The sequence below is a fragment of the Georgenia satyanarayanai genome (assembly GCF_023715365.1).
Lineage (GTDB): Bacteria > Actinomycetota > Actinomycetes > Actinomycetales > Actinomycetaceae > Oceanitalea > Oceanitalea satyanarayanai_B.
In genome coordinates, this window is the sequence record NZ_JAMBNZ010000001.1 from 26,346 (window position 1) to 51,535 (window position 25,190).

Here is a 25,190-nt window from a genome sequence, read left to right on the forward strand (position 1 = left end):
GGCTACTTGACCCCGAAGTCGAATGCTTCCCGGTGGAGGTTCCCGTACTTCTCCCGCAGGAAGTTCCCCGTGGTGGTCAGCTGTGCCGGGACCCGGCTCTGCCGGCTCGCGTGCAAGGCCTCGGCCTGGCCGGCGAGGAGCTGGAGCTGTTCGGCGAGCTCCTCGTTCGGGGTGCGGCCGTTGGGCTGGCCGGTCTCCACCATGTTCGGCGGGATGGCGAGGTAGCCGCGCAGGACCCCCCTCGGCGTCGCCTGCATCTGCTACGGCCCCACCAACCCAGCGCGTCACCCTCACCGCCCTGGAGGACGTCGCCAAGAGCGTCTACGCCCGCCCGGTCTCACCGCAGCAAATCAAGCTTCGCCCGGCCATTTCCGCGGCCACGGATCCACTCGCACATCTGATTGTGCTGACGCAAGAGGGCACGGTCTGGTCGAACGTTTGCCAGCGACGGCACCACGGCCAAAGACCGACCGTCGAGCGCTCGATAGAGGTCCTCCCGCAGGTCCGGACTCACTCTCACAACGGGATTATTGCCCTCGAACACAACGGTGATCAGGTTGAGGTCGAAGAGCGTGTGGATGTCGGCTCGCAACAGCAAGCCGTTCGAGGCGATGTTGGTGTGCTCGCCTCGATACGGAGAGATGTGTGCGGCCTCGAGAACCTCTTCGGTCGTCGAACCAGTAACGGCGCAGCGTCCCCCGTAAGCCTCCACGAGCGCCTTGCGAAACCTGCCCTGGCCTCGCCGAACCTTGACCTGCGCGAGCGTCCTTTCTCGGAGGTCTCGACCAAGGTCGGCGACCGCCTCGGCGGCATCGTCCACGTCATCGAAGAGCGCATCCGCTGCGTCGCGATCGTCCGTGCGCCGGAAGAGGGAAGCGAGCCATGTTTCCGCGACGCTGTCGTCGGTGTGGGGAGCCCAGGAGGGACTCTGCCGGAACCCGGTGTTCTCCTGCACCTCGGTCCATGTCACCCGACCCGCGCCCGCATCCGCCGTCCGCCCGAACCTGAAGCGAGAGACGTACTGCCGCTCACCGTCGTCGGTCCACGGCAAGTCCTCACTGCCGGAAAGCGGAACAGCCGATTCTGCGACCTCGGCCCGTCCGATGAAGCCGTACTGCGACACCCAGAAATAGACAACGTCCCCGCCCTTGATCGGGCGCGCGGTAGCCATGTCCCAGAGCTTGTGCTCCTTCGCGATATCCCAGTGGTTGGGGTAGTTCTTGTCGATCGTGAGCACCCAGCTCGTCATGGAAATTCCTCGTCCGCGTCATTGCGGGTGGAGGCATGTCCATGATCCGGAAGCCTGTCGGGCCGCTTACTTGTTGTGATCCCCGGCGTGCGCCGGAAGCGTTGGTTACTTGCTCATTGCAGCTTCGTTCGGTCGACGTGCGACGTTGACCCGGGAGCGCAACATCGCCTGCGTTTCCGGGTCAACGGAGAAGAGAAGCGTCCCGCGGAGGCCCCTTGTGAGCAGCACCTTGTAGACGTGGCGGACCAGGCGGTCGAACGTGATGTCGTCGACTGCTGCGTGAGAGCGGAAGTCCGGGTCCTTGTTGAACTGTCGTCGGCTGACCCAGCGGTCGGTCCGCCACACCAGGTCGGCTCCCAAGATCACGCCGTTCCAGGCGTACTCGAATCCCTGGGCGGTGTAGACGCACCCGACCTGCTCGAAGCCGGCCGGGTCAGTGGCCCACAAGGAGGAGGGGGGCGCCCCACCGACAGCCCTGTCGCTCTTGAGGTTCCAGGGACGGCTCCAGGCACCGACCTGTACGTCGTGGATGAGCCGACCGTCCTTGGTGGGGTCGCTCCACGGCCAGCAGAAGCCCGCCGTCATCCGCGCAGTCGTTCCTGCGTCGTGATAAGCACGCAGGCGACCCTCGAGCTCCTCGACGGAGTCCACGACGTCGACGCTGAACGTCGGCTCATCGCGCCACACGTCCCCACCGTCATCATCTTCTGCCATCTCATCTGGAAGGTCCAGAAGGCGATGAACCCAACTCAAGTAGCGCTCGCTGCCTCCCGCCCTGAACTGGGCGTTGAGGTCCACCTGGCGTACGGGTAGCCCACGAGCTGTGGCGTGCGCCGTGATGTCGGCGACCGTGCCCATCTCGCCCGGGCGTACGACCTGGTGCTGGTCGAGGAGGAAGACGGGCACCCTGGCAGCGTCGATGAGCTCCTCAACCTGTGGCCGTGCGCGCTCGCGCATCTCCTTGGGCGTGTATCTGTTGACCGACTTCTCCCGGATGCGATGGGCCTCGTCGAGGATGAGGACGTCCAGCCCGTTGCGTTCCGCGTCCATAAAGGAGTTGAAGTACTTGAAGAGGCTCTTCACACGTGTCGACCCCTTGCCGGCCACCTGGCGCATGGTCTGCGTAAAGGACCGCGACCCAGTGGCGTGGATGACCGTCCGCCCCTGCCGAGCAAGCTCCCCGAGAAGTGAGAGCGCGATGACGCTCTTACCGCTCCCTGGCGCGCCCGAGACGACGATGACGGCCTTCCCGTCCGCGCGCCTCGCGTCCTCGACGACTCGAAGGACAAGCTCATAGGCCACTCGCTGCTCGTCGAGGAGGACGAACTGTTCCCGCCGCTGAACCTCTTCGGCCGCAACGTCCAACAGCTGTTTCGACGGGGCGATGGTCGCGCTGAGGAACTGGTCAGCGGCGTCCGCTCCTGAGTCGACCGCCAGTCGGGATCGGAGGTAGTCCTGAAAGGCGCCACGTCGTTGGCCGGTGAAGATCCGGCTCGATTCTGTGACTGGTAAGTCGAAGACGTCACTGACTGACTGATCGGTGGCGTTGTGGAGATACGCAACGCCCGCCGTCATTTCCGGGTCCTCGGCCAGCGTAGGCATGAAGTCGCGGAGGTAGTCGACATAACCGGCAACCTGGAGACCGGGGTGGAGCACCGGCCGGTAGGGGGCCGCGGCCGCGTCGAGGAGCGTGTCGCTCCCCTCCCAACGGCTGGCGCTGCTCCATTGCTTGAGTTCGACGACGACGTAGCTCGCCTTGCCGGTCACTGGATGGCGCCCCGCGAGAACCGCATCGATGCGCTTACTCGACAGCGGCAGCTTGTGCTCAACGATGAGCTCGACATTCCCAAGGCCGGCCTCGACGAGGTCGCGTGCGAGAACGGGCAGACTGCCCCGCCAGGACCGACGCTCACCTGGTGACGGAGCCCCGGTTCCCATGCTTACGAGGTGGCTGGCCATCCTGTCCTCGAGCACCGAAAAGTCGCCGCGGCACAGTTCGGCAAGCGCAGTAGCGCTGAGTCGGACGCCCACCAGATGTATCCCTCACACGGCACGAGTGATCGTGCGGTGGGGACATGTCTGCGAGGCAGAAGTCCGTCGGTACCGCTTGCTGAACGAAGGCTATCGCTCAATCGCAGCTTCTCGTCCATGACAACGGCGGGTCCTCCGACATGCGTACTTGCCGCGTTCGAGTGACGGCTACTTGACCCCGAAGTCGAAGGCGTTGCGGTGCAGGTCCCCGTACTTCTCCCGGAGGAAGTTCCCCGTCGTGGTGAGCTGAGCCGGGGTGCGGCTGTGCCGGCTCGTGTGGAGTGTCTTCGCCTGCGCGGCGAGGAGCCGCAGCTGCTCTGCGAGCTCCTCGTTGGGCGTACGTCCGTTGGGCTGGCGGCTCTCTACCATGTCCGGCGGGATGGCAAGGTACCCGCGCAGCACGCCGGGCAGGTACTCGCGCACCAGGGCGTCGAGCTCGTACTCGAAGCGCGGGTCGCGAGTCGGCTCGCGCCGCTCTGCCTCCACGACGCCGTCGAGCATCTGGCACGTCTCAAGGAATGTCGCGTAGGCGCCCGTCGGGAGCCGGAGCCGGTTCTGCTTGGCAGAGGCACCCACCCAGGACAGCGCGGCGGCCCGCCCGTCCGCGCCCTCCAGCGCGGCTTCCGCCGGCGGCGCGTCCGCTACCCGACCCTGCCGAGACTCGACGGGCACGAACCGGTGCCACCACCGCCGTCGGGCAGGGAGCCACAGGTCCCGCAGGTGCCAGGAGCGCACGGCCGAGACACCCATCGAGGCGAGGGCGAGCACACCGCCGAGGCCGATGATGTCGAGCACGAAGATGCCCGCCGCGAAGCCGGCGGCGTAGAGCAGGCCCTCGAGGATGACGCCGAGCTTCTTCTTCACCCCGCCGATGAGCAGGACGAGGTAGGCGATGAGGGGAAGGAAGAGGACAACGAGGCCCACCTTGAGGACGTTGCCCAGAGTCAGCCGTGACATCGTCAGCTCCTTGGCTCGGGATCGGTGGTCGCGGCGTCGGAGGAGTGGCTGCGCTCGAGCTGCAGCCGCGCGCGGCCGACCTGCCCCTCGAGCACCTCGACCGTCTGCTTGATCGATCGAGTGGCCTCGACCTTGTACCGGTCGATCTCGTCCATCGCCTGGAAGACGTTGTCGAAGGCCTGCTGGAGCTTGGCCGGGTCGACGGTGGCCTGCGCTGCCTGCTGGTGGACGGCGGCGCCCTGGGACCGCAGCAGCTCGGAGGTCGAGAGGATCATGTCCGCGGTCGTCGAGTTGAGGGCCTCGATCTGCGCCAGCGTGATCTGCTGCTGCGCGAGTGCCTGCGACACGATCACGGCCACCCGCAGCGCGGCAATCGTGGCGTCGAGCGCGCGGTCCACACCCTTGATGAGCTCGGTGTTGTTCTTCTTGACGACGTCGAGGGCCAGGTAGCCCTGGACGGAGACCGCCATCTGGGTCATGAGGTCCTGGTGGCGCTGGCGGACGTAGAAGAGCGCGTCGGTCTCGAGGGTGGTGGCGTCGTCGGTCTTGCCCTCGGTGCGGAGGGAGGCGATCCGCTGCTCGAGCCCGTCACCGAGCTCGCGGGCGAGGACTGCGTAGTTGGCGAGCTGCCCGAGCGCGGCCCACAGGGCGTCGCGCTCGGTCTGGATGGCGGCGTTGTCCATGCGCAGCTCGTCCTGGCCGCCCTTGAGCGCCTTGGTGATCGCGTCGAGCTGGTCCTGTGCGGACTCGTACTTGCGGAAGTACCGCTCGATCGCGTTGCCCTTGGGCAGGAACTTGAGGAGCCGCTTGCCGCCGGTGAGGTCGTGGCGCTTGGGGTCGAGGTCGGAGACGATCTGCCGCAACTCGGCCAGGCTCGCTCCGGTTCTCGACGCCGGATCCGCAGCGGACGCCGACGCCGCGGCTGCCGGCCGCTGGAGCATGCGGTTGGAGGAGTCCCCCGCCTGCCGCATCGTGTCCTCGCCCAGCTTGCTCAGCTGCGCGACCTTCGTCTGGAACTCCGGGCTGTGCAGCGGCGCGGCGAGGAGGTCGTCGAGAAACTCGCGCGCGGTGTCGGCATGCTTCTGCTGCGTCTCGGCGTCGACGAGGATGACGCCGCCGACCTTCTCCGGCTCACGCACCTCTACCTCGGCCGCCGGCGCAGGCGGCTCGAGCTGCAGCGGGTTCTCGACGGCGGGGGTCTGGTTCTGGCCAAGGTCGAGCGGGTTCGACATGCGGTGCACTCCTCAAGCGCTCGGGAATGCTCAGATTCTCTCAAATACACGGGCGAAGCGCCGCGAACGACCGAAACTTCCAACAGCGACGGCCACACCTTGGTGTGACGTCCAGGCAAGTCGCCCGGTGTTGGCCTCCCAAGTCCGTGACGGGAGAAGACCTCCGGTTGTGAACTCGAGGTGTCGAGTCCCGCCTGATCCGCAGCGGCCAAGATGCTACTGATCGAGCCTGACCGGGAAGAAGCGGGCCTACCGGTACCGCGCCTAAAGCCCAGCCGGCATGGCCGACCGCTACGGCCGCCCGCGCTTCAGCCCGACCAGGCCGCCACCGGTGCGCCGGAGCGTTTCGCTGACTGGCGACAACCGCTCGACCCGGTGCAGATCGCCGGCCGACCGGGCATACCGAAGCGCGTTCTCCGGAAGTCGGTCCCTGCTAGTCTCGGCCTGTGCGAAGCCGGGGGACCTTCGAGCTATGCCTACCGAAAGCGGGGTGAGACGTGGAGGAAGCTGAGGCGCTCGTCTGCGCTCTGCGTGCCGAAGCGCAGAAGAACCAGGAGTTTGCGGCGCTGGCGAAGTCAGTCGACCGCGTCGTCGCGTTCCTCGAGGATTGGTGGCAGACGAACCATCAGCCGTGGTTCACCGACCACGGCCTTCGCCACTCCCGCGTAGTGGCGGAGTTAGCATTGAAGATGGCGCGGCTCATGGAAGCACACATCGCGCACCCATTGTCATTGCTCGAAAAGTACGCCCTCTGGGCAGCATCGATGCTGCACGACGTTGGCATGCAAATGCTGACGCACACACAAAAACCACTCGGCTCCATGAGTTCATCTGACCTGAACCAGGTACGTCATGAGCATCCCGCTCAGAGCGAACTCAAGATTTCGAGCGCTCCCAAAGAGTGCGGGCTACCCGACGACCTTCCACTGTCCGAGTGGATCGGCTCGATAGCGAGAGCGCACGGGACGAAGTACTACCGAGAGACCGTCAGCCAACAAACCGAAGTTGCATACGCACGGGGTGGCGCAATCCGGCTGCGCCTGCTGAGCGCGCTGGTACTTCTCGCAGATGAACTGGACCTGGAATACAGCCGCGCTGTGCCCAGTTCGGGCGATGTGCTCATGCCTGTCGTAAGCCAAGCTCATATGTTCAAACACCAATGCGTCGACGCCGTACGGGTCAGTGTCGACGCTTCCGGGCGCCTTCAAGTCGGCCTCTATCTCACGTTCAACGATTCGCTCGCTGTCGAGAACCAGCAAATGGTAGAGCGCTGGATCGTCGAGAAACTACAGCAACAGATTGGCATGATTGAGCCTGAACTTGCCCAGGGCTTCCAGCGGGGGGAGCCGGTATCGCGTGCGATTCAACGAACAGTTCGCACCGCCCCTAACCGGGTCGTCCCGAGCCAGGACGCACTGAACATTATCGCCAAAGAAGTTGCGGAGAGCGCGCTTCTCAATCACCGCGTCGCTCACAAGACTGCCGTCGAGGCAGTCACTAGCGGTTCGGTAGTTACTATCATCGGCCAACTCAGCGCTGACCATTCCTTAGATCAGCACGGCCGTGAGGATTTGCTCGAGTCGGTCGCGCAGACAGTCCGTTGCGAAATGTCGGCCACGGTCTGGCGCGCTCAGGTAGGTCTTATAAATCTCGGCGCCAACGCCGAGGATATACTTACGGGCTGGCTGAACGCGGGAGGCGCTCAGTTTCGGCAAGTTCAAGGCCGCGAATCCCTGCTACAGCTCCTAATCGATCGCGTGGCAGCCGCTGACGTGAACGCGGTGATCTTCGTAGCGCCACAAATTGACGCACTGACAGAAGGCGAAAGGACGTGGCTGCTAACCACGGCCATTCCGGCGATGCAAGCCAATGCCACCGACATCCGATTTCTATTTTCAGCACAGGCGGCAGGCGGCATCCTCACAACGGCCGAGAACGCCACTACCGTAGCCACTGGCAATCCTTCAGATTCTGATGTAGCGGAGTACTTAAGCCGCGTGATGCCGAATGAAGTAGCCAAGTCCATGCCGGCCGCCGAAAGTCTGTATGTCCATCATCGCCTTCTCTACCAGCGTCGCCAGCTGGCTCTCGCAGAGGGGGGCCTGTGACAACCGCCGATTTGATGGCGCATGCACGTGTCCTGAGCGTTCCTCCACTGTTTGACGAGGAGACCGCTAATGACCTCCTGTCCCGCCATATACCGGAGATACCATCCGGATCGAGGGTGCGGGCCCGAGGAGCTCTAGAAGAGCTTCGCCTCACCGGACTTGTCGTGCCAGCGGCGGGCGGCATGCGTGTGGTGGACCCCTTGCGGGCCGAGCTACGCGCAGAACTAAGCCAGTCCGATCCCACACGCTACAGGGAGGTGCTTTCCCATTTCGTTCAACACGCTCGAAATGGCTTGGGCCCGACGCTAGAAGTTGCTCTAGGTCGCAGAGCCGCCGAGTTGAACGTGGCGGTCCAGGCGGCCGTGGCGAGCGATAGCCCCGGTGACTACGTCGAGTTGCTTGACAGAGTCATGCACGCGTCGCGTTCTGAGCGGCCAGCGGATGTCACCGCTGCAGCGCGAATGCTGCAGCAGCAACCGCGCAGCCCTCAGAGCGAACGGCATATCGCTTTGTTCCTCGGACTCCGGCTATGGCAGGAGGGCCACCGAGAATCCGCTATCCGCGAATTCGAACGAGTTACACGACACCCGGAGTATGACACAGCGTTCGGCATAGCGAGTCATCTCATCGGCGCCTATCGGCACGATCGCGGAGACGACGAAGGTGCGCTTCCGTTCTTGCAACAGTCAATCGCAGCGCTGGACGCCACCGGAGACGCACGGGGGCTTCACCTAGCACTCACAACTTTGGGCCGCACCCTGCGTGACTTCGCCGCTGCGTCGGAGCTCGGTCGCGCCGATTCGTTCACCGATGCGCCACAGTCAGAGGTCCTAGACCTCTACGAGGAAGCGCTCGACGCACTCGAGCGCGCAGTCCTAATTGCGGAGGAAGGACTCGCAGAAGGCCTGACCGCGTTGGTTCCCTTAGTGGAACTCGCCGTGACCTATCGCCGCATGGGTGCAATGGAGATGGCGGTAGCTACAGTCGAACAGAGCTTGGATTCGCTTGTCGAATCAGATCCGCACTCGACGTGGGCTCTGACGGTCGCCGCGAGTCTTTATAGAGAGCAGGGCAACGACAGGGCAGCCGGCGACGCTATCGATCGTGCGGTTGCGCTCGCAAAGCGTAGCGGCACGGCCTCCCTTGATCTCGCCCGAGCACTTAACGTTCTAGCAACCATCGAACGCAAGACACCAACTTCTCGCGACGCAGCGGTCCGGCATGCCGCAGAGAGCGTAGCGATGGGGCGCCAGTTGCATAACAACCGCCACACCTCTCAGGCATTGCACACATACGCACTCGCTCTGCTGGGTCGTGGGCAGGAAGACGACATTCAATCCGCGCGTCCGGCGCTCGACGAGGCGGAGAAGCTCTTGTTTGGCCTCGGTGACAAGCGGGGGCTCAATATGGTGCGCCGAACCCGGAAGGGATTCTTGAGGAAGTTCTCCTAGACCTTCCTTGCACGGGCGTAACGTCCCTATGGCCGCCGCTGCCGGCCGACTGCCCCTCGCCCCCCCTGCAAAAGCTTCTCATCACGGACGGACACAGGCAAGAGTGGGCGTGCAGCTCGATGCGCCCACGCGATATTTGCATCTATGCACCAAGTGATCTATCCGCCCATTCGCACACAAGGAAGCAAGCATCGTGAAAGTACAATCCTGCTTTCGCGTTCCATATCGCAAACTCTCGCTGTCACGCAGAATGGGACGGAGCAAGCGCGGAGGGAAGGTGCGGATCGCATTTCGCACGACGGTACAGATCGGAACGCGACTCCGGGACCGCGGTCCCTCGTCTGCGGCACTCGAGAACTAAGCAGTAGCGGCGCTCGAAAAGTCAGCACTCTTCCGACGGTTGGGTTGTGATCACCATGGAGGGCCGGGCGTTCATCAGGTGGCTGGCCGTCAAGGGTGCGTCGAAGGCGGTGATCGCCAGGGGTTGGGGGTCTCGAGGAACACGCTCATCAAGGTCGTGGCTTCGAACGGTCCACTGAAGCACGAACACAAGTAGGCCCGACGTCGTTCGCGCCGTATGAGATGTCAGTGCGACAGCTCCTGGAGACGTTAGCCATGCGACTGCTGGACGTGAGCGGCGAGCCAGCGCCGGCGGCGGTCCGTTCATAGCACGGGACTACCGGCGCAACCGGTGCACTGGTAAGGCGATCCCCCTCGGCTTCATGGCCCGATTTGACGTAACTGCCCTGCCCGTATTGCACTGTTAGCGACGGCTTGTCAACGCCGGTTGAAAACTGACCCCCTGTTGCCGGTTGAAAGTTGACCCCCTGCGGGGTTTTTCCGGTGGTCAGTTGCTGGTTCGTGCCGCTGGTGGCGGCGTGGTGCGGTGGCCGCGGGTGCGGTAGGAGTCTCCGTCCAGGGCGATGACGTGGGCGTGGTGGACGAGGCGGTCGATGGTCGCGGCGGCGACGACGTCATCACCGAGGGTCTCGCCCCACCGGGAGAAGGTCAGGTTCGAGGTCACGATCACCGAGCCGGTCTCGTAACGGGAGGCGATGAGCTGGAAGAACAGGGAGGCCGCGGTGGCGTCGAAGGGCAGGTAGCCGACCTCATCGATCACCAGGAGCCGGTAGCGGCCCAGCTTGCGCAGCTCGCGGTCCAGGCGGCCCTCGGCGTGCGCGGCGGCCAGCCGGGTGATCCATCCCGTGGCGGTGTCGAACGCGACGGGGTAGGACGCCTCGGCGGCCTTGATGCCCAGCGCGATGGCCAGGTGGCTCTTGCCGGTCCCGGGCGGGCCGAGCAGGACCACGTTCTCGCGTTTGGTGATGAACGTGGTCGTGGCCAGATGGGCGATGAGGTCGCGGGTGGGGGCCGGGACGTGGTCGAAGGTGAAGTCCTCGATCGTCTTCACGGCTGGGAAGTGCGCCGCGGCGATCCGCATCCTGGTCCCGTTCGCGGTCCGGGAGGCGACCTGGCGGCCCAGGACGGCGGCGAGGTACTCCTCGTGGGACCAGCCCTCCTGACGGGCCTGGTCACCCAGCGCCGTGAAGGTCTCGGTGATCACCGGGGTCTTGAGCTCACGGGCCAGAAACGCGACTTCGCTGGCCAGGTCCTTGCGGGCGGTGGTGCTCATCGCAGGACCTCCAGGTGCCGGCCCGAGCCCTTAACCGCGGCGGTGGCCGTGGTGGGCGGGGTGAGGGCGAAGAGGTCGTCGTAGTCCGACAGGGCCCGGACCCCGACCACCGCCCCGGCCTTGGCAGCCGGCCCACTCACTGCGGCCGAGCGGCCTCGGTAGCTCTGGCGCAGCACTCGCGCGGCGGTCACATGGGCCGGATCGGTGATCGTGCGGCGGGTGTCCCAGCAGCGCTCATGGGCGGCCACGACCTGCCCGGCGCAGGTCACCCTCACCTCGGTGAGGCCCGCGGTGACGTCCACGAACCGGCCGATGACGGTCGGGTCGACGGAGTAGTCGTTGCCCAACACGCGCACGTAGTAGTCCCGGCCCAGCCGCACCCGGTCCCTCATACCGACCGAGGGCGCGACCGGAGGCAGGTCCATCATCGCTGCTGCGTCGTTGCCGACCCGCAGCCCGGGCTGGGTCCCGGTTCGCCGCAGCACCCGCTGGTTCGCCCGCGGCAGCCACCGCTCGAGCTGGGTGTTGAAGTCGGCCGGCGAGGCGAAGGTCCGCCCGGGCAGGAACGAGGTCTGCAAGTAGCCGTTCGCGCGCTCGACCACGCCCTTGGCCTCCGGGTCACGGGGCCGGGTCTGGTAGATCCGAGTCCCCAGCGTCCCAGCGAACGCCCGCGCCCCAACGGTGAGCCGGTGGTGCTGGCCGATACCGGCCTCGTTGTCCCACACCAGCGTCTTTGGAACCGCGCCCAGAGTCCCGGACAGCAAGTGCCACATCCCCGCGAGCAGGTCCCCGGTCGTCCTTGAGGGCAGCAGCACGGCCATGATGAACCCCGACCACGCCGCGACCATCGTCAGCACCGGCGGGGCGGCCATCACCCCGGGGCTCACGGGCACGATCTTGGCCGGGAACCACAGGTCGCACTGCACGATCTCCCCCGCCTGGTACTCCGTCCGGTCGGCCGGGTCCGCCGGCGCGAACAACGGCCGCAACTGCGCCACCCTCGCGCGCAGCACCGACGCCGAGTGCTCCCACCCGATCCGCTCCGCGATCACCGACGCCGGCATCGTCGGCGTCTGCGCCAACAACGCCCGAATCTGCCCCTCGAAGGCATCCACACGCGACCCGGCCGGCTTGCGCTCGTACTTCGGCGGAGTATCCGCCGCCAACGCCGCCCGCACCGTGTTGCGCGCGACGCCCACCTCCCGAGCGATCGCCTTGATCGCCATGCCCTCCGACCGATGCAGCCGTCGGATCTCGGCCCAATCCTCCACGTTGATCACTCCCTCACTCTGTCCGAGGGGGTCAACATTCACTCGGCACCAGGGGGTCAGTCTTCACGCGGCATCGACACGGCTAACCTCGCGGACGACGAGAACCTCGTCACCGTAGTAATTAATGGCCTTTACCGCGACCTTCCCGGTGCTCGGGACTGGGAAGGGTCGGGACTCGGTGCGATAAAGCGATTCCCAGGCCTCGGGGTCGACGTCGGCCTTGAGCGACGTCCGAAGCTTCTTGTACGGGTCCTGGCCTCCGAGGAAGTAGGCATGGCGGACGAAGAAGCTCTCCTCGTCGTAGTCGGTGTCGACCATCCACATGGCGATCCCGTCGGTGCCGCCGGAACGCACCTCTCCGGTCGTAGGGTCGTAGACGTCCACGCCCATGATCTCGACGACAACGCCGTCATCCGTGATGCGCACGTCGATGTCGGGCTCACCGAAGACGGTAAAGAGGTTGGCTGTCGAGGAGTTCTTCAAGAGATCGTCGCCCATGGCTAGGTCGACGTTCATGCGCACGAGCAGGATAGGGAGCCGGCCGAGGCGGCGCTCGGCGGCCACGGATGCGAAGCCCTCGCGCTGCGTCTCGCTGAGAGCGTCGAGGGCGTTGGCCTCGAACGCGTAGCCGAGGACGAGGAGCGAGTCCACGTCCGGCATGCCGAGCGCCTCGCGCGCTGCCGCCTTGACCATCCGGGCGTCGACCGTCCCGTATTCAGGTCCCAGGGCGATCGCAACGCGCTGGGTGGCGGGCTCAGCGCGGGAAGAATGTGCCTTCGCGGCCTCGACGTCCGCCTGGGCAGCGACGGTCCCAGTGGCTTGGACGAAGCGACCCGGGTGGGGATCGACGCCGAGTAACATCAGCCGTTCCCGACGCCGCCCGTTCTGCACACCGGCGGTGAGCAGGTTATCGAGAATCGTCTCCTCGTAGCCCGCGCTCACGTCAAGGACGTCGGTTGCCTCGGTGTCCCGCCGCCCCCCGTCCGGGATCGTGGCGTCGAAGGATACGGAGCGGTGCGGCGAGAGAGACTCGACGGTGAACCGTCCGGACACGCGGACCTTCTTTTTGTCGTCGTACGGTCGGTCGTAGAGGTATTCCACATCCGCGTGCCGACGGATCGCCGCTTCGATCTCCGTGCGGGACATACCCGGGCGGATGTCGGGGTTGTTCGCGATCGACTTCAGCGTGATGTGCGGGGTGCGCTCGTAGACGAAACCCTGGCGGAGGTCCCGCTTGTGCGGCCCGCCGCGGCGCTCGGGCGGCGCGCCTAGGCTGCGCTCCTTCGCTGCGCCCTCCGGGGAGTCTGCAAGCAGGTAGTACGGGAAGCGCGCGCCCATAAGTCGCTGGCGAGCGAGTGCGATCGCGACACGGGACGTATCGATAGTGATCCAGCGTCTGCCCCGCTGTTCGGCGACGTGCGCCGTTGTGCCGGAGCCGCAGGTTGGATCGAGGACCAGGTCGCCTGGGTCGGTCGTCATGAGAAGGCATCTCTCGATGACTTTTGAATTCGTTTGAACGACGTACGTCTTCGGATCTGCAAACCCTGCCGTCGTCGTATCATCCCACAGGTTCGTGGATGCAGATAGCGGGAAATCATCAAAGTACCGCACATAGTAGAGCGTGTTCTTGGCGCCGGTGAGGCGATTGGCCCACTTCAGCCTTTCCATGCCTTCGCGATTCGTCTTCCACCCTCCCTTCGTCGGCACGAAGGTCCCCTCAGGTATAACAACAGGGAAGACAGTCGTCTGGCCGGTACGGGTTGTTTGAGAGGTCGTTTGATCTCTCCGAAACACCCGGCCATTTACTGAAGTCCGGCCCGACTGCTCCTCAGGCGTGAGACGACGCCTAGTGCCGTCGGGTTCTTCGACATTGACGTAGGCAGTGCCCTCAGCAGTGAAGGACTTGCGCTGAAATAGGGGGCGATATTTCACCTCCGCCAAGTTGCGCGCGTACCATAGGACGTAGTTATTCACAGAGGACAGCACATTGGTGCCACCAGCAAAGCTACCGGCCCCAGAGGTAGTTTTGAACGTGATGAGAGAAGCGAAGTTTTCACTTCCGAAGACTTCGTCAAGGAGGCTGCGGACGAGGTGGACGTTCTCGTCGCCGATCTGGACGAAAACGCTTCCGCTCTCGGTGAGCAGTTCCCGTGCGACTAGCAGCCGGTCGCGCAGGTATGTGAGGTACGTATGGATCCCGTCTTCCCACGTATCGCGGAAGGCCTTGATTTGCTCAGCCTCGCGGGCCATGTCTGCGAGGTTGCCATCCTTGACGTCGCGCTTGTCGATCCGGGGCTGCCAATTGGACTGAAACTTGATGCCGTACGGCGGGTCGATGTAGATCGCCTGGACCTGCCCGCGCAGGTTCTCCCGTTCGGCGAGGGACGCCATGACGTTTAGAGAATCACCCAGGATCATGCGGTTGGCCCACTTGGAAGAGTGCTTATAGTACTCCACCGCCTCCCAGGGGCCGAGGTCGTCGAACTCCTTAAACAGGGTGAGTTCAGGCTCCTCCTCAGGCCGTTGAGCAGTGCGGCGCAAATTCTCAACGAGCGCTCGCGGGTCAATCTTCTCCTGAATGTAGATCGGCGGGGCGACGACATCGAGCACGTCCTGCTTGGCGTCCTTGCCCCGCCACACGAGCTGCGGGTCGAGCTCCGTCTGGCGCGGCCAGCGGGTCACGGTTGGAGCAGCGACCTCATCGGGAACGAAGCTCTCGGCATCCGCGGTGGGAATGTTGACGCGGCGCTCGTCGTGCTCATGGGCCTCAACGGCGGTGTGCTTGGGCGACGCCATGCTTACTTGGCTCCTTCTTTACGACTAGTGAGGGTAAGGCGCGGGTCGCCGTCGATCCCTTCGAACGGGTCATAGCCGAGCGGTTGTCCGGTGATCGGCAGGTCTGCATAGAGATTGGCGATGGCATCACTGACAATCGTACGGAAGCGGTACGGGTCATCGACCTCCACGTATCCCCAACGACCGAACCGCCCATCCGCGTTAACCGCCGCGCACCACAAATTCCGGGCCGTGTCCGCTTTGGCGTCGCGGGCGGTCTGGTCCTTGAGCCCACCGGACACCTCGACGACGAGGTGGCGCTCGACGTCACCGGCACGGCGGACGAGGCGAACGAGGAAGTCGGGCCGGTAGCGACGACCGACTCCTTTGTGCGTGTAAGGGATCGCGAACTCGAGGTGGTCGTTCTTTACGTACGCGGCGACGTCATCCATCGCCTCCAGGTCGAGGGCAGCGATCTTCTCCCACGTGTTGCCGCCAACACCATCGAGGACGACGTGTGACACATGACTGCGCTCGCTCGTCACGTGGACGTTTTTGATCGTCTGGAAGTCGATGGCGTCCGTGGAGCCAGTAGGTGCATCGGACTGGATGATCGGGCGCACCATCGGATCGCGGTCGCCCGCGACCTGAACAATCGTCCGCTGGATGTGTTCAACTGCTTCGCTCGCGAAGGTCCCGAGGAGCAACAGTCCGGGGAAGGCGTGACCGTGGAGCTGAAGCTTGGCCTGCATCCACTCTTGGGTGATCTGCACCAGTCGCGGGACGAGCCAGGGCTTGGGCACGCGTTGGCCGTCGGAGTAGAGCGGGAGCAGGTGGCGCACTGCGAGGCGAAACGCGATTTCCTTCTGGCGCATCTGCTCCAGGGCCGAGAGATCGTGGATGTCGTCGGCACCGATGACTCCCGCCATCTCCGTCAGTGTGGGGACGGCGCCGGAGTCCAGCACGAACGGGTCGACTGCGTCGAAATCGACGTGAAGGTACTCGTCTGGTAACTCGAAACGGTATCCGTCCACCCGCGGGAAGACGATGCGCGCTTCCTCTCGGCTCTCGAGGGCGCGAACGTGAACGCTCGGTGGGCGAGGGGGCGGATCGGTTACCGGTCGGTCGGAGGGGATGAAGGAGAAGGGGATTCCGTAGACCTCGGCGTACTCGGCCGGCAACAATCCGTCGTTGTCGAGCGCGTACGAGCGCCGCCGCAGGCCGCGCCCGACCACCTGCTCGCAGAGAAGCTGCGAGCCGAAGGCACGCACGCCAAGGACATGGGTGACGGTGTTGGCGTCCCAGCCCTCAGAGAGCATTGACACGGACACGACGCAGCGGACCTGACCACCGAGTCGACCCGGTTTGCCGACAGTGTTGAGCACCTCCCGCAGGAGCTGGCCGTCGTCGATATCGCCGGCAGCGGCACCCGTCCGTTCCCGGTATTCGCGCTGGAACGCTTCGATCTCCGCTGCTGCGACGGCGCGGAACGCAGGGCTGACCGCTTCGCCGGACTCCAGCTCCGCCGAGTCAACGAGGATGGTACGGGGGACGGCGAGTCGCTCGCCGTCTGCGTAGTTCGACAGCTTAGCCAGCGTGCCGGGGACCACGCGGCGGACGACTTCGGCGTCGTCGCCGGTAAGTTCCTGCTCGTACCCAGCGATCTGGTCGTAGACCCACTTTGACACGGTCGTGTTGGGGCAGACGACGATGAACACCGGTGGCGCCGCGCCGTCGGTCCGCTGCCAGCGTTCGAATGCGCGCTCATACGAGCCGTACAGGCTCGTGAGCGCGCCGGCGAGGACCGCGGGAAGTTGACGCGTCGTGTCGAACCCGCCCCTGCCCGCTCGCTTCGGGAGCTCGTCCTTCACCTGGTCCCATAGGTGCAGGTAGGAGACCGTGGACCCGGTCGCGTCGTCGTCGACTGGTAAGCGGGGGATCTTAACGAGACCCGACTCGATGGCGTCCATGAGGGAGAAGTCGGAGACCGTCCATGGGTAGATGAATCCCTCTGGGTAGCCCGAGCCGGCGATGAAGTACGGGGTGGCAGAGAGGTCGTAGATTTGCTTGATGCCGACGTGCTTGTGAACGTTCAGCAGGCCGGTGAACCACACGCCGGCATCGACGTTCGCCTCCTTCGCCTCCGCGCGCGCAATGGCATCGAGCGCCTTGAGGTCGGCATCGGCGTCGCGGGGAACGTAGCAGTGGTGCGCCTCATCGTTGATCACCATGATCTGGCCGGAGGCGCCGCGCCCACCGCCCAGGTCGCGCAGGACGCGCGTGACCATCTGCGCCTCGGTCTCGACGAATGGGTCGACGCCAGTCCGAGCGCGGAGCAGCTTCTTGGTGTTAGCGGCGACGCCCTGACCCTCCTGACGCGTGCGCAGCATGAAAGTGTGGAAGTTCGTCACCGCCACCCGTGCCTGGCTCAGCTGCGCCCACAGGTCGGCCGGAATGAGGTCGCGTTCGCGGTAGTAGTTGCCCGAGTCGCTGGGGAAGAGCACACGCAGGCGGTCGCGGATCGTAATGCCCGGAGTGACGACGAGGAACTTGTTCGTGAACCGGGCATCGCGTCGGTTGGCTGCCTTATTTAGCGTCTGCCACGCGATGAGCATCGCCATGACGACGGTCTTGCCCGTTCCTGTCGCCATCTTCAGCGCTTGCCGGGGCAGGTCTGCGTTGTACTCGGCGTTCTGCTCCTTGAGCGACGCGGTGACCCAGCCTGAGCCGCGTACCCGAGCGGTGCGGCCGGCCTCGGCGGCGGTAAGCCGGCCGGCAACCTCGGCGACGTAGATCGCGGTCTCCGCTGCTTCCCGCTGGGCGAAGAAAACCCGATTGTCTCGGTCCGGATCTGCCCAATACCGCAAGAGGCGTGCCGTGGTTGGCGTCACCCCGGGATAGCCAGACGCGCGCCAGGTAGCTACATCACCTCGAAGCTGATTGATCTGGTCGTTGACGTCTCTGCGCTCACCCGTTCGGGTGAGATCCAACTCCTCTTGCACGAGCTGATGGGCTGCCGTGCTTCGGCCCTTTCGCTCCCGCGGGACGGGAATCCAGGACTCACTCGGTCTCCGCCGTCCTGCGATGTCGGAGGTGAGCTGGCCGTGCTCGTCGAGCATCCAGTGACGGGACGGCTCCTCGAACGGGCTGTTGAGAACCGGATTGTCAATGGCCGTCGTCGTCACAGACCCATCTTGCCTCATCCGCACGTCCGCCGGACCTTCACTGGCGCGGAGGGCGCACCTTCGGCTCCGGCAGCCCCGGCGCCTCTGCCGCCGGCCGGCGGCTCAGCGCGGCGAAAGCCTCGGCGATCGCCCGGTCGAGCTGCTTGTCCTCAGCGGCAAAGAAGTCCGCCGGGGAGTGCACCACCTCGATGTCCGGGTCCACGCCGTGGTTCTCCACGCCCCAGCCCTTGCCGTTGAACGTGAACGCGTACCGCGGCTGGGTCACCTCCGTGCCGTCCACGAGCGAGAACCGTCCGTCGATGCCGACGACTCCGCCCCAGGTCCGCGTGCCCACGACTGGGCCGAGGCCCGTCTCCTGCACGGCGGCGGTGATGATGTCGCCGTCCGAGCCGGCGTCCTCGTTCGCCACGAGCACCACCGGACCGCGGGGCGCCTGCGAGGGGTACGGGACCGGTGACGCGTAGTGGCGGCCCCTGTCCCAGCCGATCACCTTGGCCACGAGACGCGAGAGCACCAGCTGGGACGTGTGCCCGCCGCGGTTGTACCTCACGTCCACGACCAGCCCCTCGGCCCGGGCGGCGTGCCGCAGGTCGCGGTGCAACTGCGCCCACCCGCTCGCCACCATGTCCGGCACGTGCACGTAGCCGAGCCGCCCGCCGCTGTGCTCGCGCACGTACTCGCGCCGCGAGCGCACCCAGTCCTGGTAGCGCAGCGTCTCCTCCGAGGCGAGCGGCACGACGACCACCCGCCGGTCCTCCCCGTCGCGCCGCAGCGTGAGCTCCACCGGCTTGTCGGCCGCCCCGACCAGGAGCGGGCCGGGCCCGAACGCTTCGTCGACCGGCACGCCGTCGACGGCGACGACGACGTCACCCGGGCGGGCGTCCACTCCCGCCGCCCGGAGCGGCGAGCGCGCGTCGGGGTCGGAGGACTCCCCCGGCAGGATCCGCTCGATGCGCCACCCGTCCTCCGCCCGTGCCAGGTCGGCGCCGAGCAGTCCGAGGCGCCGGTCCTGGTCGCCGGGTGGCGTCGGCGGAGAGGCGTAGGCGTGGGAGGTGTTGAGCTCGGCGCCCACCTCCCACAGCAGGTCGATGAGGTCCTCGTGAGTCCGCAGGCTCTCCACCACGGGGCGCCACCGCTCGGTGACGGCGTCCCAGTCCACGCCGTCCATGTCCGCGCGCCAGAAGTGGTCGCGCATGAGGCGGGCGTTCTCCTCGAACATCTGCCGCCACTCGGCGGCCGGGTCCACGTCGAAGCGTAGCCGGGCGAGGTCGACGGTGACCACCGCGGCGTCGTCGTCCTCCGGCGGCTTCTTGTCGGCGGCCTGGACGGTGACGGTGTCCTTGTGCCGCAGCACCACCCGCTCCCCGTCCCCGGAGACTGCGTAGCTGTCCACCTTGTCCGCCACGGTCGTCACCCTGCGCTCGGCGAAGGACCAGTGCTCGAGGGTGTCGGTGGCCGGGTCGCCGAGCACGCCCGCCCGGCGGCTGCCGAGCTCGCCGGTCTCCTTGGCCTTCCGCACCCACAGCATCCCGCCCTTAGCGGCGCGCAGGCCGCGGTAGTCCCCCGACGGGACGCCGAAGGGCACGATGCGCTCCTCGGCGCCCTCGGCGTCGAGGTCCGGGCAGGTCACCGGCACAGGCTCACCCTCCGGCCTCGACTCCTCGGGCTTGCTGATCCGCCAGCCGTCGGCGCTCGGGCCGAAGGGGGCGGGCTCGCGCGCCGAGAGCGGGATGAGCCACGGCCGCGTGGACCCGCTGAACGACAGCCCGAACTCGTGGGTGTCGTAACTCGGGTCGAAGGTCCGGTCGGAGAGGAAGACGATGAACTTGCCGTCGGCGCTGAACACCGGCGAGTGGTCGTGGTACTTGCCGGAGGTGAGCGCGACCGGGGCGCCGTCGCCAGAGAGGTCCGCGATGCGCAGCTGGTGCAGGTCGCCCTCGAGCCCGGTGGGCTGGGACCACAGGAGGTAACGGCCGTCCGGGGAGAAGCTCGAGGGTGCTTGGCCTCCCCTCGGCCGACGTGCCGATGTCCGTGATCTGCCGCTCTCGACGTCGACGAGCCGGATCGCGCCGTCGTGGGAGATGGTGGCGGCGCGCGTGCCGACCGGGTCGCTCGCAAGGTGGAGCACGCGGCCGAGCGCGCCGGACGCGATCCGCCGAGGCTGCTCGGCGGAGGTCAGCGAGTGGACCTCGAGCGCGTGTCCCACAGCCAGAGGTTGGCCTGCTCCTCGGCGCGGTCGGGGAAGCGGGCGGCGCGGTCGGAGACGAAGGCGAGCCGGTCCCCCAGCCGCATCGGGTCGACCAGGCCGGCGGGCTCGTCCACGAGAAGCTGCTCCCAGCTGCCGCTCCTGCGCAGCCACAGCCGGGACGCGGTGCCGCCCGGGTAGCGCTTCCACTGCGCGGGCGGCCGGCTGCCCGGGGTGCTCAGCGCGACGGTGCCATCCCCTGTGATGGCGACGCCGGAGGCCGGGCCGAGGTCGAGCCGCTCGACCGTGCCGTCGAGGGCGACGGCCTTGACCACGAGGTGGCGCAGCTTCGCCTCCCCGGCGTGGGTGGCCGCGAGCACGCGGCCGTCGGCGGTCCAGCCGAGCACGAGTGTGCGGTACGCGCCCCCACCAGGTGAGCCGCCGCGCGTCCCCGCTCTCGACGTCGACGACGAACACCTCGGGGTGCCCGTCCCGGTGCGACACGTACGCGACGTGCCGCCCGTCCGGCGCGAAGCGCGGCTGTGCTGCAGGGGCGCGGTGCGTGGTGAGCCGCCACGCACGACCGCCGGTGGTCGGGGCGAGCCAGACGTCGTCGTCGGCGATGAAGGCCACCAGGTCACCGTGGATGTGCGGGTAGCGCAGGTAGGCACTCTGCGCCACGCTAGCTGCGGATGCCAGGGCCACACAGCGATTTCCGAACTGCCGTGGACGCCGCTGTCCCGTGGCAGAGTAGAGAGAGTTGCCAGTGTTGGACGGACGGGAAAGCCTTGGACACGCACGTAAAGACACCGATGGAGGTCTTTCACCTCCCACAGCATCTCGTCGTCCCCCTGTTCCAGCGTTCTTATGTCTGGGACGAGGGCGAGCAGTGGCTACCGTTTTGGCAAGACGTCCGGCGGCTCGCTGAACTTCGGCTTACCCAGCCCTTCTCCACGGCGACGCACTTCCTCGGCGCGATCGTGCTGCAGGCTCACGACCATCAGACTGGGAGCATTCCCGCGAAGAACGTCATCGACGGTCAGCAGCGGCTCACCACACTGCAGCTGTTGATGGACGCGACCGGTGCTCTTCTCGAAGAGGCCGGGCAGGATGCCTTGGCTGGCCAGCTCGAGGCCCTGACACATAATCAGGGCCTCTTCGTCACCGGGTCGGAGTCGCGGCTCAAGGTTCGCCACACCAACAGGGACGCCGCCCCCTTCGACGAAGTTATGGGAGCGGAACCCCCTGTGGACCACGCCGCGTTGCGGCACTCAGGTGCTCTGATCGCTCGAGCTCACCGCTTCTTCACCTCCTCCGTCGCCGAGTGGCTCGATGACTTCGATGACCCGGATTTTGCAGGCAGGGCAAACGCGCTGGTGCAGGTACTCACCCAGGGTCTCCAGTTGGTCGTCATCGATCTCCAGGCCCAGGAGAACTCGCAGGAGATTTTCGAGACCCTCAATGCCCGAGGCACCCCGCTCACCGGCGCAGATCTCGTGAAGAACTTCGTCTTCCAGCGACTTGCCGCCGAGGGAGTCGACACTCGGCGCGCGTACTCGGAGAGCTGGCCCTTCGAGCGGCCGTTCTGGGAGAAGGAAGTCAGCGTCGGACGCTACAACCTGTCTCGCAGCTCGCTGTTCCTTAACCAGTGGCTGGCATCCCGCGTCGGTGAGGAGGTCAGTCCCAAGTCCACCTTCACGCGTTTCAAGCACTACGTCGACCACGAGCAGCAAGAGCGGATGAGCGATGTGCTGGTGCTCATCAAGCAGCAAGCGGACGCCTATCAGCAATGGAGCGTCGCCGCGGCCGAGCCGGACCGGGCGCTGAACCCGACCGAGCTGGCGATCTATCGGATGCAGGCATCGGACACCGAGCTCCTCACACCGGTCCTAATCTGGCTGCACGAGCCGGAGCTTGCGATCCCCTCCGACGTGATCAACCACGTCATTGCCGACCTCGAGAGCTGGCTGATCCGCCGTCAGCTCCTGCGGCTCACGTCGGCCGACCTCGGTCGCATCGTCGCGGACCTCATCAAGAACTTCCGTACCGCCCCTACGCACCTGCTCGCCGGACAGGTCCGTGACTACCTCACTCGCCTCTCCTCCCCGAGCACATATTGGCCGGGCGACGACGAGATTCGCCGATCCCTCCACACTGAGAACGTCTATCGACGGTTCCGGCGCGGCAGGCTGCGCATGGTGCTGGAGGCGGCCGAGGACCATCTCCGTGCGGCACACGGCTCCCCCCGCGTCCCACGACGGGGATACCCCATCGAGCACATCCTTCCGCAAAAGTGGGATACCCACTGGCCCGTTGACGGGTTGGAGGCCGAGCTAAACCGTGGAGCTCATGTCCACCGACTGGGCAACCTGACTCTCCTCACCCGTAGTCTCAACTCGGTCGTCTCGAACAGCGGATGGGATGTGAAGCGCGCAAAGATCGCCGAGCACGACACGTTCCTGCTGAATCGGCCATTCCTTCGGGCCGGGAGCGAGGTGTGGGACGAGGATCAGATCGACGAACGGTCCCACGCAATAATCGACTCTCTGATCGCGACCTGGCCGGTGCCTGATGGGCACGAGGGTCGCGTAATCGAGAAGGTACCCAGCGACCACGGTTGGGTCGAGGTCAAACACCTGGTCGCTGCTGGGCTGATCGCCCCGGGCACTTCCCTGATTCCTCGGCCCGGGCATTGGCAGTCGCGGGAAGCCATCGTCCAGGCGGACGGCAGTCTCCGGGTGGGTGCGGCGGTCTATTGGAGCCCCTCCGGGGCAGGTGCGCACGTCAAGGGCGCGGTGACGAACGGATGGCGGTTCTGGCGGCTCGCTGACGGGCGGAAGCTCCTGGACGTGCGCGCTGAGTACCGCGGTGAGAAGCCGTCGACGCAGCGCGAGAAGTCATTCGACTGGTCGCCGCTGCACGAGATGCTCGAGGCCCTGCCCGAGGGCTACTGGACCACCTACGGTGCGCTTGCCGACGCAGTTGGCACAGCCGCGCAAGCAGTGGGCAATCACGTGCCGGGATGTACGCACTGCGTCAACCCTCACCGTGTTTTGACGAGTGCAGGACGCGTCGCCGACAACTTCAGATGGCTGGCCCCCGACGACGTGCGCGATCCGGCTCGCATGCTCCAGGACGAAGGCGTTTCCTTCGTGGATGGACGCGCAGATCCCAGTCGACGTCTGCACAGCGACGACCTTGCTGCTTTGGTCGCCGCGGGCTAGGCCGCGGACCCATGGAATCAACCTGTCGCTTCGACTGCCGCCCGCACCACCTCCTGCCACACCGCCGTGATGCTCGCGGGCCCCCGGTCCGGGTGGAGCCGGTTGGTGAGGAGCACGACTACAAGCTCTCGCTCCGGGTCGAAGAGTAACTCGGTTCCGGTGAACCCGTTGTGGCCGAACCCTCCCGGCACGCCGGCGAACGACAGCCGGTTCGACCAGAACCCGAGCACCTGCCCGCTGTCGTACTGCGGCTCGAGGAACTCCGCCACCGTCTCCGCCGAGGCGAGCCGCGCGTCGGCGTACCCGCCGCCGTTGACCAGCGTCTGCCCGTAGATCGCGAGGTCTCGCGCCGTCGAGAACAGACCGGCGTGCCCGGCCAGACCCTCCCAGCCGTACCAGGCGTTCCCGTCGTTGACCTCCCCCACCAGCGTGTAGTCACGCCAGTCCGTGAACTCCTCCGGCGAGAGGTCCCCGACGATCGGGTACGGGCTTCCCGTCTCGATCATCGTGTGCTCGTAGGAGTTGCCCAGGGAGGTCGCGGCGATGCGGTCGCGCAGCGCCGGGTCCGGCCGGAACGAGGTGTCGGTCATCCCGAGCGGTCCGTGGACGTGCTCGCGCACGTACTCGTCCAGCGGCTGTCCGCTCACCCGCTCGACGATGACGCCCAGCAGCATGAACCCGATGTCCGAGTACCGCCGCTGGGTGCCGGTCTCGTAGCGCAGGTCGAGCCCGGCGAGGAACTCGAGCACCTCCTCCTGGTTACGCCCGTGCAGGTACGTCGGCTGCCACTCCCACAGGCCCGAGCGGTGCGTGATGAGCTGGCGGACGGTGATCGCGCCCTTCTCGTCGTCGAACTCGGGGAGGTGCTCGTCTAGGTGTACTCGGCCATCAGGTTGGTGACACTCGGCTGATCGGGGGCTGACCGGCGAGTGCGGTGTGGCGGCGTTCAGTGTTGTAGGTGTGCAGCCAGGGGGCAAGGGCGTCGCGGCGGGCTTGGTTGCTTGTGAAGGCGTGGCGGTAGGCCCACTCGGTTTGCAGGGTGCGGTTGAAGCGTTCGACCTTGCCGTTCTGCCAGGGGCAGTGGGGTCGGATGAACTTCTGCACCGCCCCGAGCTGGGCGACCGCGTCGGTGAAGGCGCGGCCGTGGCGGTAGGCGAAGGCGTTGTCGGTCATCACCCGCTCGATGCGCTCGATGCCCATCGAGGCGAAGTAGGCCGCCGCGCGCAGCAGGAACCCGGCGCAGGTGTCGGCCTTCTCGTCGTCGTGGATCTCGCTGTAGGCCAGGCGGGAGTGGTCATCGACCATCGAGTGGACGTAGTCATAGCCGATGCGCCGGGTCCTGTCCTGCTTCACGTTGCCGCGGCCGTGGGCGCGCCACCCGCCCCCGTCGGGGATCTTGCCGAGCTTCTTCACGTCGACGTGGACCAGCTCCCCGGGCCGGTCGCGTTCGTAACGCACCGCGGTGGCCTTGGAGGAGCGGATCTGCTGCCCGGTCATCGGGTCCAGCTCCCGTAGGTAGGGCACACCGGCGCGGCGCAGTACCCGCGACACGGTGCGGGCCGGCACGCCGAGCTCGGCGCCGATCCAGTCCGGCCCGCGGCGATGGGCCTGGCGGCAGGCCACGATCCGCTCGGCTACCTCCGCCGTGGTTTGACGCGGGCTGTGGTGGGGGCGGCTGGAGCGGTCATGACGACCCTCCTCGCCCTCCTGGTCGTAGCGCTTGAGCCAGTAGTGCGCGCACTGCCGCGAGACGCCCATCGCCTTGGCGGTGTGGGCCACCGCCCACCCTTCCTGGCGCACGCGCTGCACCAGCAGCAGGCGTCCGTGGAACGTCAGACGGGCATTACGGTGGGACACGAGGACCTCCGGGTGTTGGGCGTGACTCTCGA

General features: G+C 66.2%; 16 protein-coding genes. 3 read left to right on the forward strand and 13 right to left on the reverse strand.

Annotated features, from left to right (window positions below):
• Window positions 1-2: 2 nt before the first annotated feature.
• From M3148_RS00140 to M3148_RS00160, 5 genes are all read right to left on the reverse strand, one after another.
• A complete protein-coding gene (locus M3148_RS00140) occupies window positions 3-257 on the reverse strand; it encodes a hypothetical protein (protein WP_251302622.1) in 255 nt (84 codons plus the stop codon).
• 80 nt (window positions 258-337) lie between these two features.
• Window positions 338-1,249 carry an HNH endonuclease gene (locus tag M3148_RS00145; RefSeq protein WP_251302623.1) on the reverse strand — a complete coding sequence of 304 codons (912 nt, stop codon included), beginning with the start codon at window positions 1,247-1,249 and terminating at the stop codon, window positions 338-340.
• Between the two features lie 105 nt (window positions 1,250-1,354).
• Window positions 1,355-3,280, reverse strand: coding sequence for a DNA/RNA helicase domain-containing protein (locus M3148_RS00150; RefSeq protein ID WP_251302624.1), 1,926 nt, complete (start codon window positions 3,278-3,280; stop codon window positions 1,355-1,357).
• 168 nt (window positions 3,281-3,448) lie between these two features.
• Window positions 3,449-4,237, reverse strand: a complete 789-nt coding sequence (locus tag M3148_RS00155; protein ID WP_251302625.1) for a hypothetical protein — start codon at window positions 4,235-4,237, stop codon at window positions 3,449-3,451.
• A gap of 2 nt (window positions 4,238-4,239) precedes the next feature.
• Entirely contained in the window at window positions 4,240-5,469 is a 1,230-nt protein-coding gene (locus M3148_RS00160) for a toxic anion resistance protein (protein ID WP_251302626.1), read from the reverse strand.
• A 497-nt stretch (window positions 5,470-5,966) separates the two neighbouring features.
• On the opposite strand from M3148_RS00160, the gene M3148_RS00165 reads away from it, so the two are divergent.
• Window positions 5,967-7,577: an HD domain-containing protein gene (locus tag M3148_RS00165; RefSeq protein ID WP_251302627.1), complete on the forward strand. Its 1,611-nt coding sequence runs from the start codon at window positions 5,967-5,969 to the stop codon at window positions 7,575-7,577.
• A gap of 344 nt (window positions 7,578-7,921) precedes the next feature.
• Complete coding sequence (locus M3148_RS00170; RefSeq protein WP_251302628.1) at window positions 7,922-9,028, forward strand: hypothetical protein; 1,107 nt, start codon at window positions 7,922-7,924, stop codon at window positions 9,026-9,028.
• A gap of 847 nt (window positions 9,029-9,875) precedes the next feature.
• On the opposite strand, the gene istB is transcribed toward M3148_RS00170, so the two are convergent.
• The 6 genes from istB to M3148_RS00200 are packed head-to-tail and all read right to left on the reverse strand — an operon-like array spanning window position 9,876 to window position 20,484.
• Window positions 9,876-10,661 carry an IS21-like element helper ATPase IstB gene (istB, locus tag M3148_RS00175; protein ID WP_251302629.1) on the reverse strand — a complete coding sequence of 262 codons (786 nt, stop codon included), beginning with the start codon at window positions 10,659-10,661 and terminating at the stop codon, window positions 9,876-9,878.
• Window positions 10,658-11,941 carry an IS21 family transposase gene (gene istA / locus M3148_RS00180; protein ID WP_251302630.1) on the reverse strand — a complete coding sequence of 428 codons (1,284 nt, stop codon included), beginning with the start codon at window positions 11,939-11,941 and terminating at the stop codon, window positions 10,658-10,660. The genes istB and istA overlap by 4 nt, the downstream gene beginning before the upstream one ends.
• A gap of 54 nt (window positions 11,942-11,995) precedes the next feature.
• Complete coding sequence (locus M3148_RS00185) at window positions 11,996-14,728, reverse strand: site-specific DNA-methyltransferase (RefSeq protein ID WP_251302631.1); 2,733 nt, start codon at window positions 14,726-14,728, stop codon at window positions 11,996-11,998.
• 2 nt (window positions 14,729-14,730) lie between these two features.
• Window positions 14,731-17,910 (reverse strand): BPTD_3080 family restriction endonuclease, encoded by a 3,180-nt coding sequence (locus tag M3148_RS00190; RefSeq protein ID WP_306469864.1) that lies wholly within the window; start codon window positions 17,908-17,910, stop codon window positions 14,731-14,733.
• A 19-nt stretch (window positions 17,911-17,929) separates the two neighbouring features.
• Entirely contained in the window at window positions 17,930-20,098 is a 2,169-nt protein-coding gene (locus M3148_RS00195; RefSeq protein WP_251302633.1) for a PDZ domain-containing protein, read from the reverse strand.
• Entirely contained in the window at window positions 20,068-20,484 is a 417-nt protein-coding gene (locus M3148_RS00200) for a hypothetical protein (protein ID WP_251302634.1), read from the reverse strand. Before M3148_RS00200 ends, M3148_RS00195 begins: the two co-directional genes overlap by 31 nt.
• 381 nt (window positions 20,485-20,865) lie before the next feature.
• Here M3148_RS00200 and M3148_RS00205 point away from each other — a divergent pair, with 381 nt between their 5' ends.
• Window positions 20,866-23,301 carry a GmrSD restriction endonuclease domain-containing protein gene (locus M3148_RS00205; RefSeq protein WP_251302635.1) on the forward strand — a complete coding sequence of 812 codons (2,436 nt, stop codon included), beginning with the start codon at window positions 20,866-20,868 and terminating at the stop codon, window positions 23,299-23,301.
• A gap of 17 nt (window positions 23,302-23,318) precedes the next feature.
• Here M3148_RS00205 and M3148_RS00210 read toward each other — a convergent pair whose 3' ends face one another.
• Together M3148_RS00210 and M3148_RS00215 are read right to left on the reverse strand one after the other, a co-directional pair.
• Window positions 23,319-24,278, reverse strand: a complete 960-nt coding sequence (locus M3148_RS00210; RefSeq protein ID WP_251302636.1) for a serine hydrolase domain-containing protein — start codon at window positions 24,276-24,278, stop codon at window positions 23,319-23,321.
• Window positions 24,190-25,158: an IS481 family transposase gene (locus M3148_RS00215; protein WP_251302637.1), complete on the reverse strand. Its 969-nt coding sequence runs from the start codon at window positions 25,156-25,158 to the stop codon at window positions 24,190-24,192. The genes M3148_RS00210 and M3148_RS00215 overlap by 89 nt, the downstream gene beginning before the upstream one ends.
• Window positions 25,159-25,190: the final 32 nt, after the last annotated feature.

Excerpts from the sequence above, each read along its gene's own strand:
- M3148_RS00140 (WP_251302622.1), bottom strand. The coding sequence starts at position 257 with ATGCAGGCGACGCCGAGGGGGGTCCTGCGCGGCTACCTCGCCATCCCG.
- M3148_RS00145 (WP_251302623.1), bottom strand. The coding sequence starts at position 1,249 with ATGACGAGCTGGGTGCTCACGATCGACAAGAACTACCCCAACCACTGG.
- M3148_RS00155 (WP_251302625.1), bottom strand. The coding sequence starts at position 4,237 with ATGTCACGGCTGACTCTGGGCAACGTCCTCAAGGTGGGCCTCGTTGTC.
- M3148_RS00160 (WP_251302626.1), bottom strand. The coding sequence starts at position 5,469 with ATGTCGAACCCGCTCGACCTTGGCCAGAACCAGACCCCCGCCGTCGAG.
- istB (WP_251302629.1), bottom strand. The coding sequence starts at position 10,661 with ATGAGCACCACCGCCCGCAAGGACCTGGCCAGCGAAGTCGCGTTTCTG.
- M3148_RS00185 (WP_251302631.1), bottom strand. The coding sequence starts at position 14,728 with ATGGCGTCGCCCAAGCACACCGCCGTTGAGGCCCATGAGCACGACGAG.
- M3148_RS00190 (WP_306469864.1), bottom strand. The coding sequence starts at position 17,910 with ATGAGGCAAGATGGGTCTGTGACGACGACGGCCATTGACAATCCGGTT.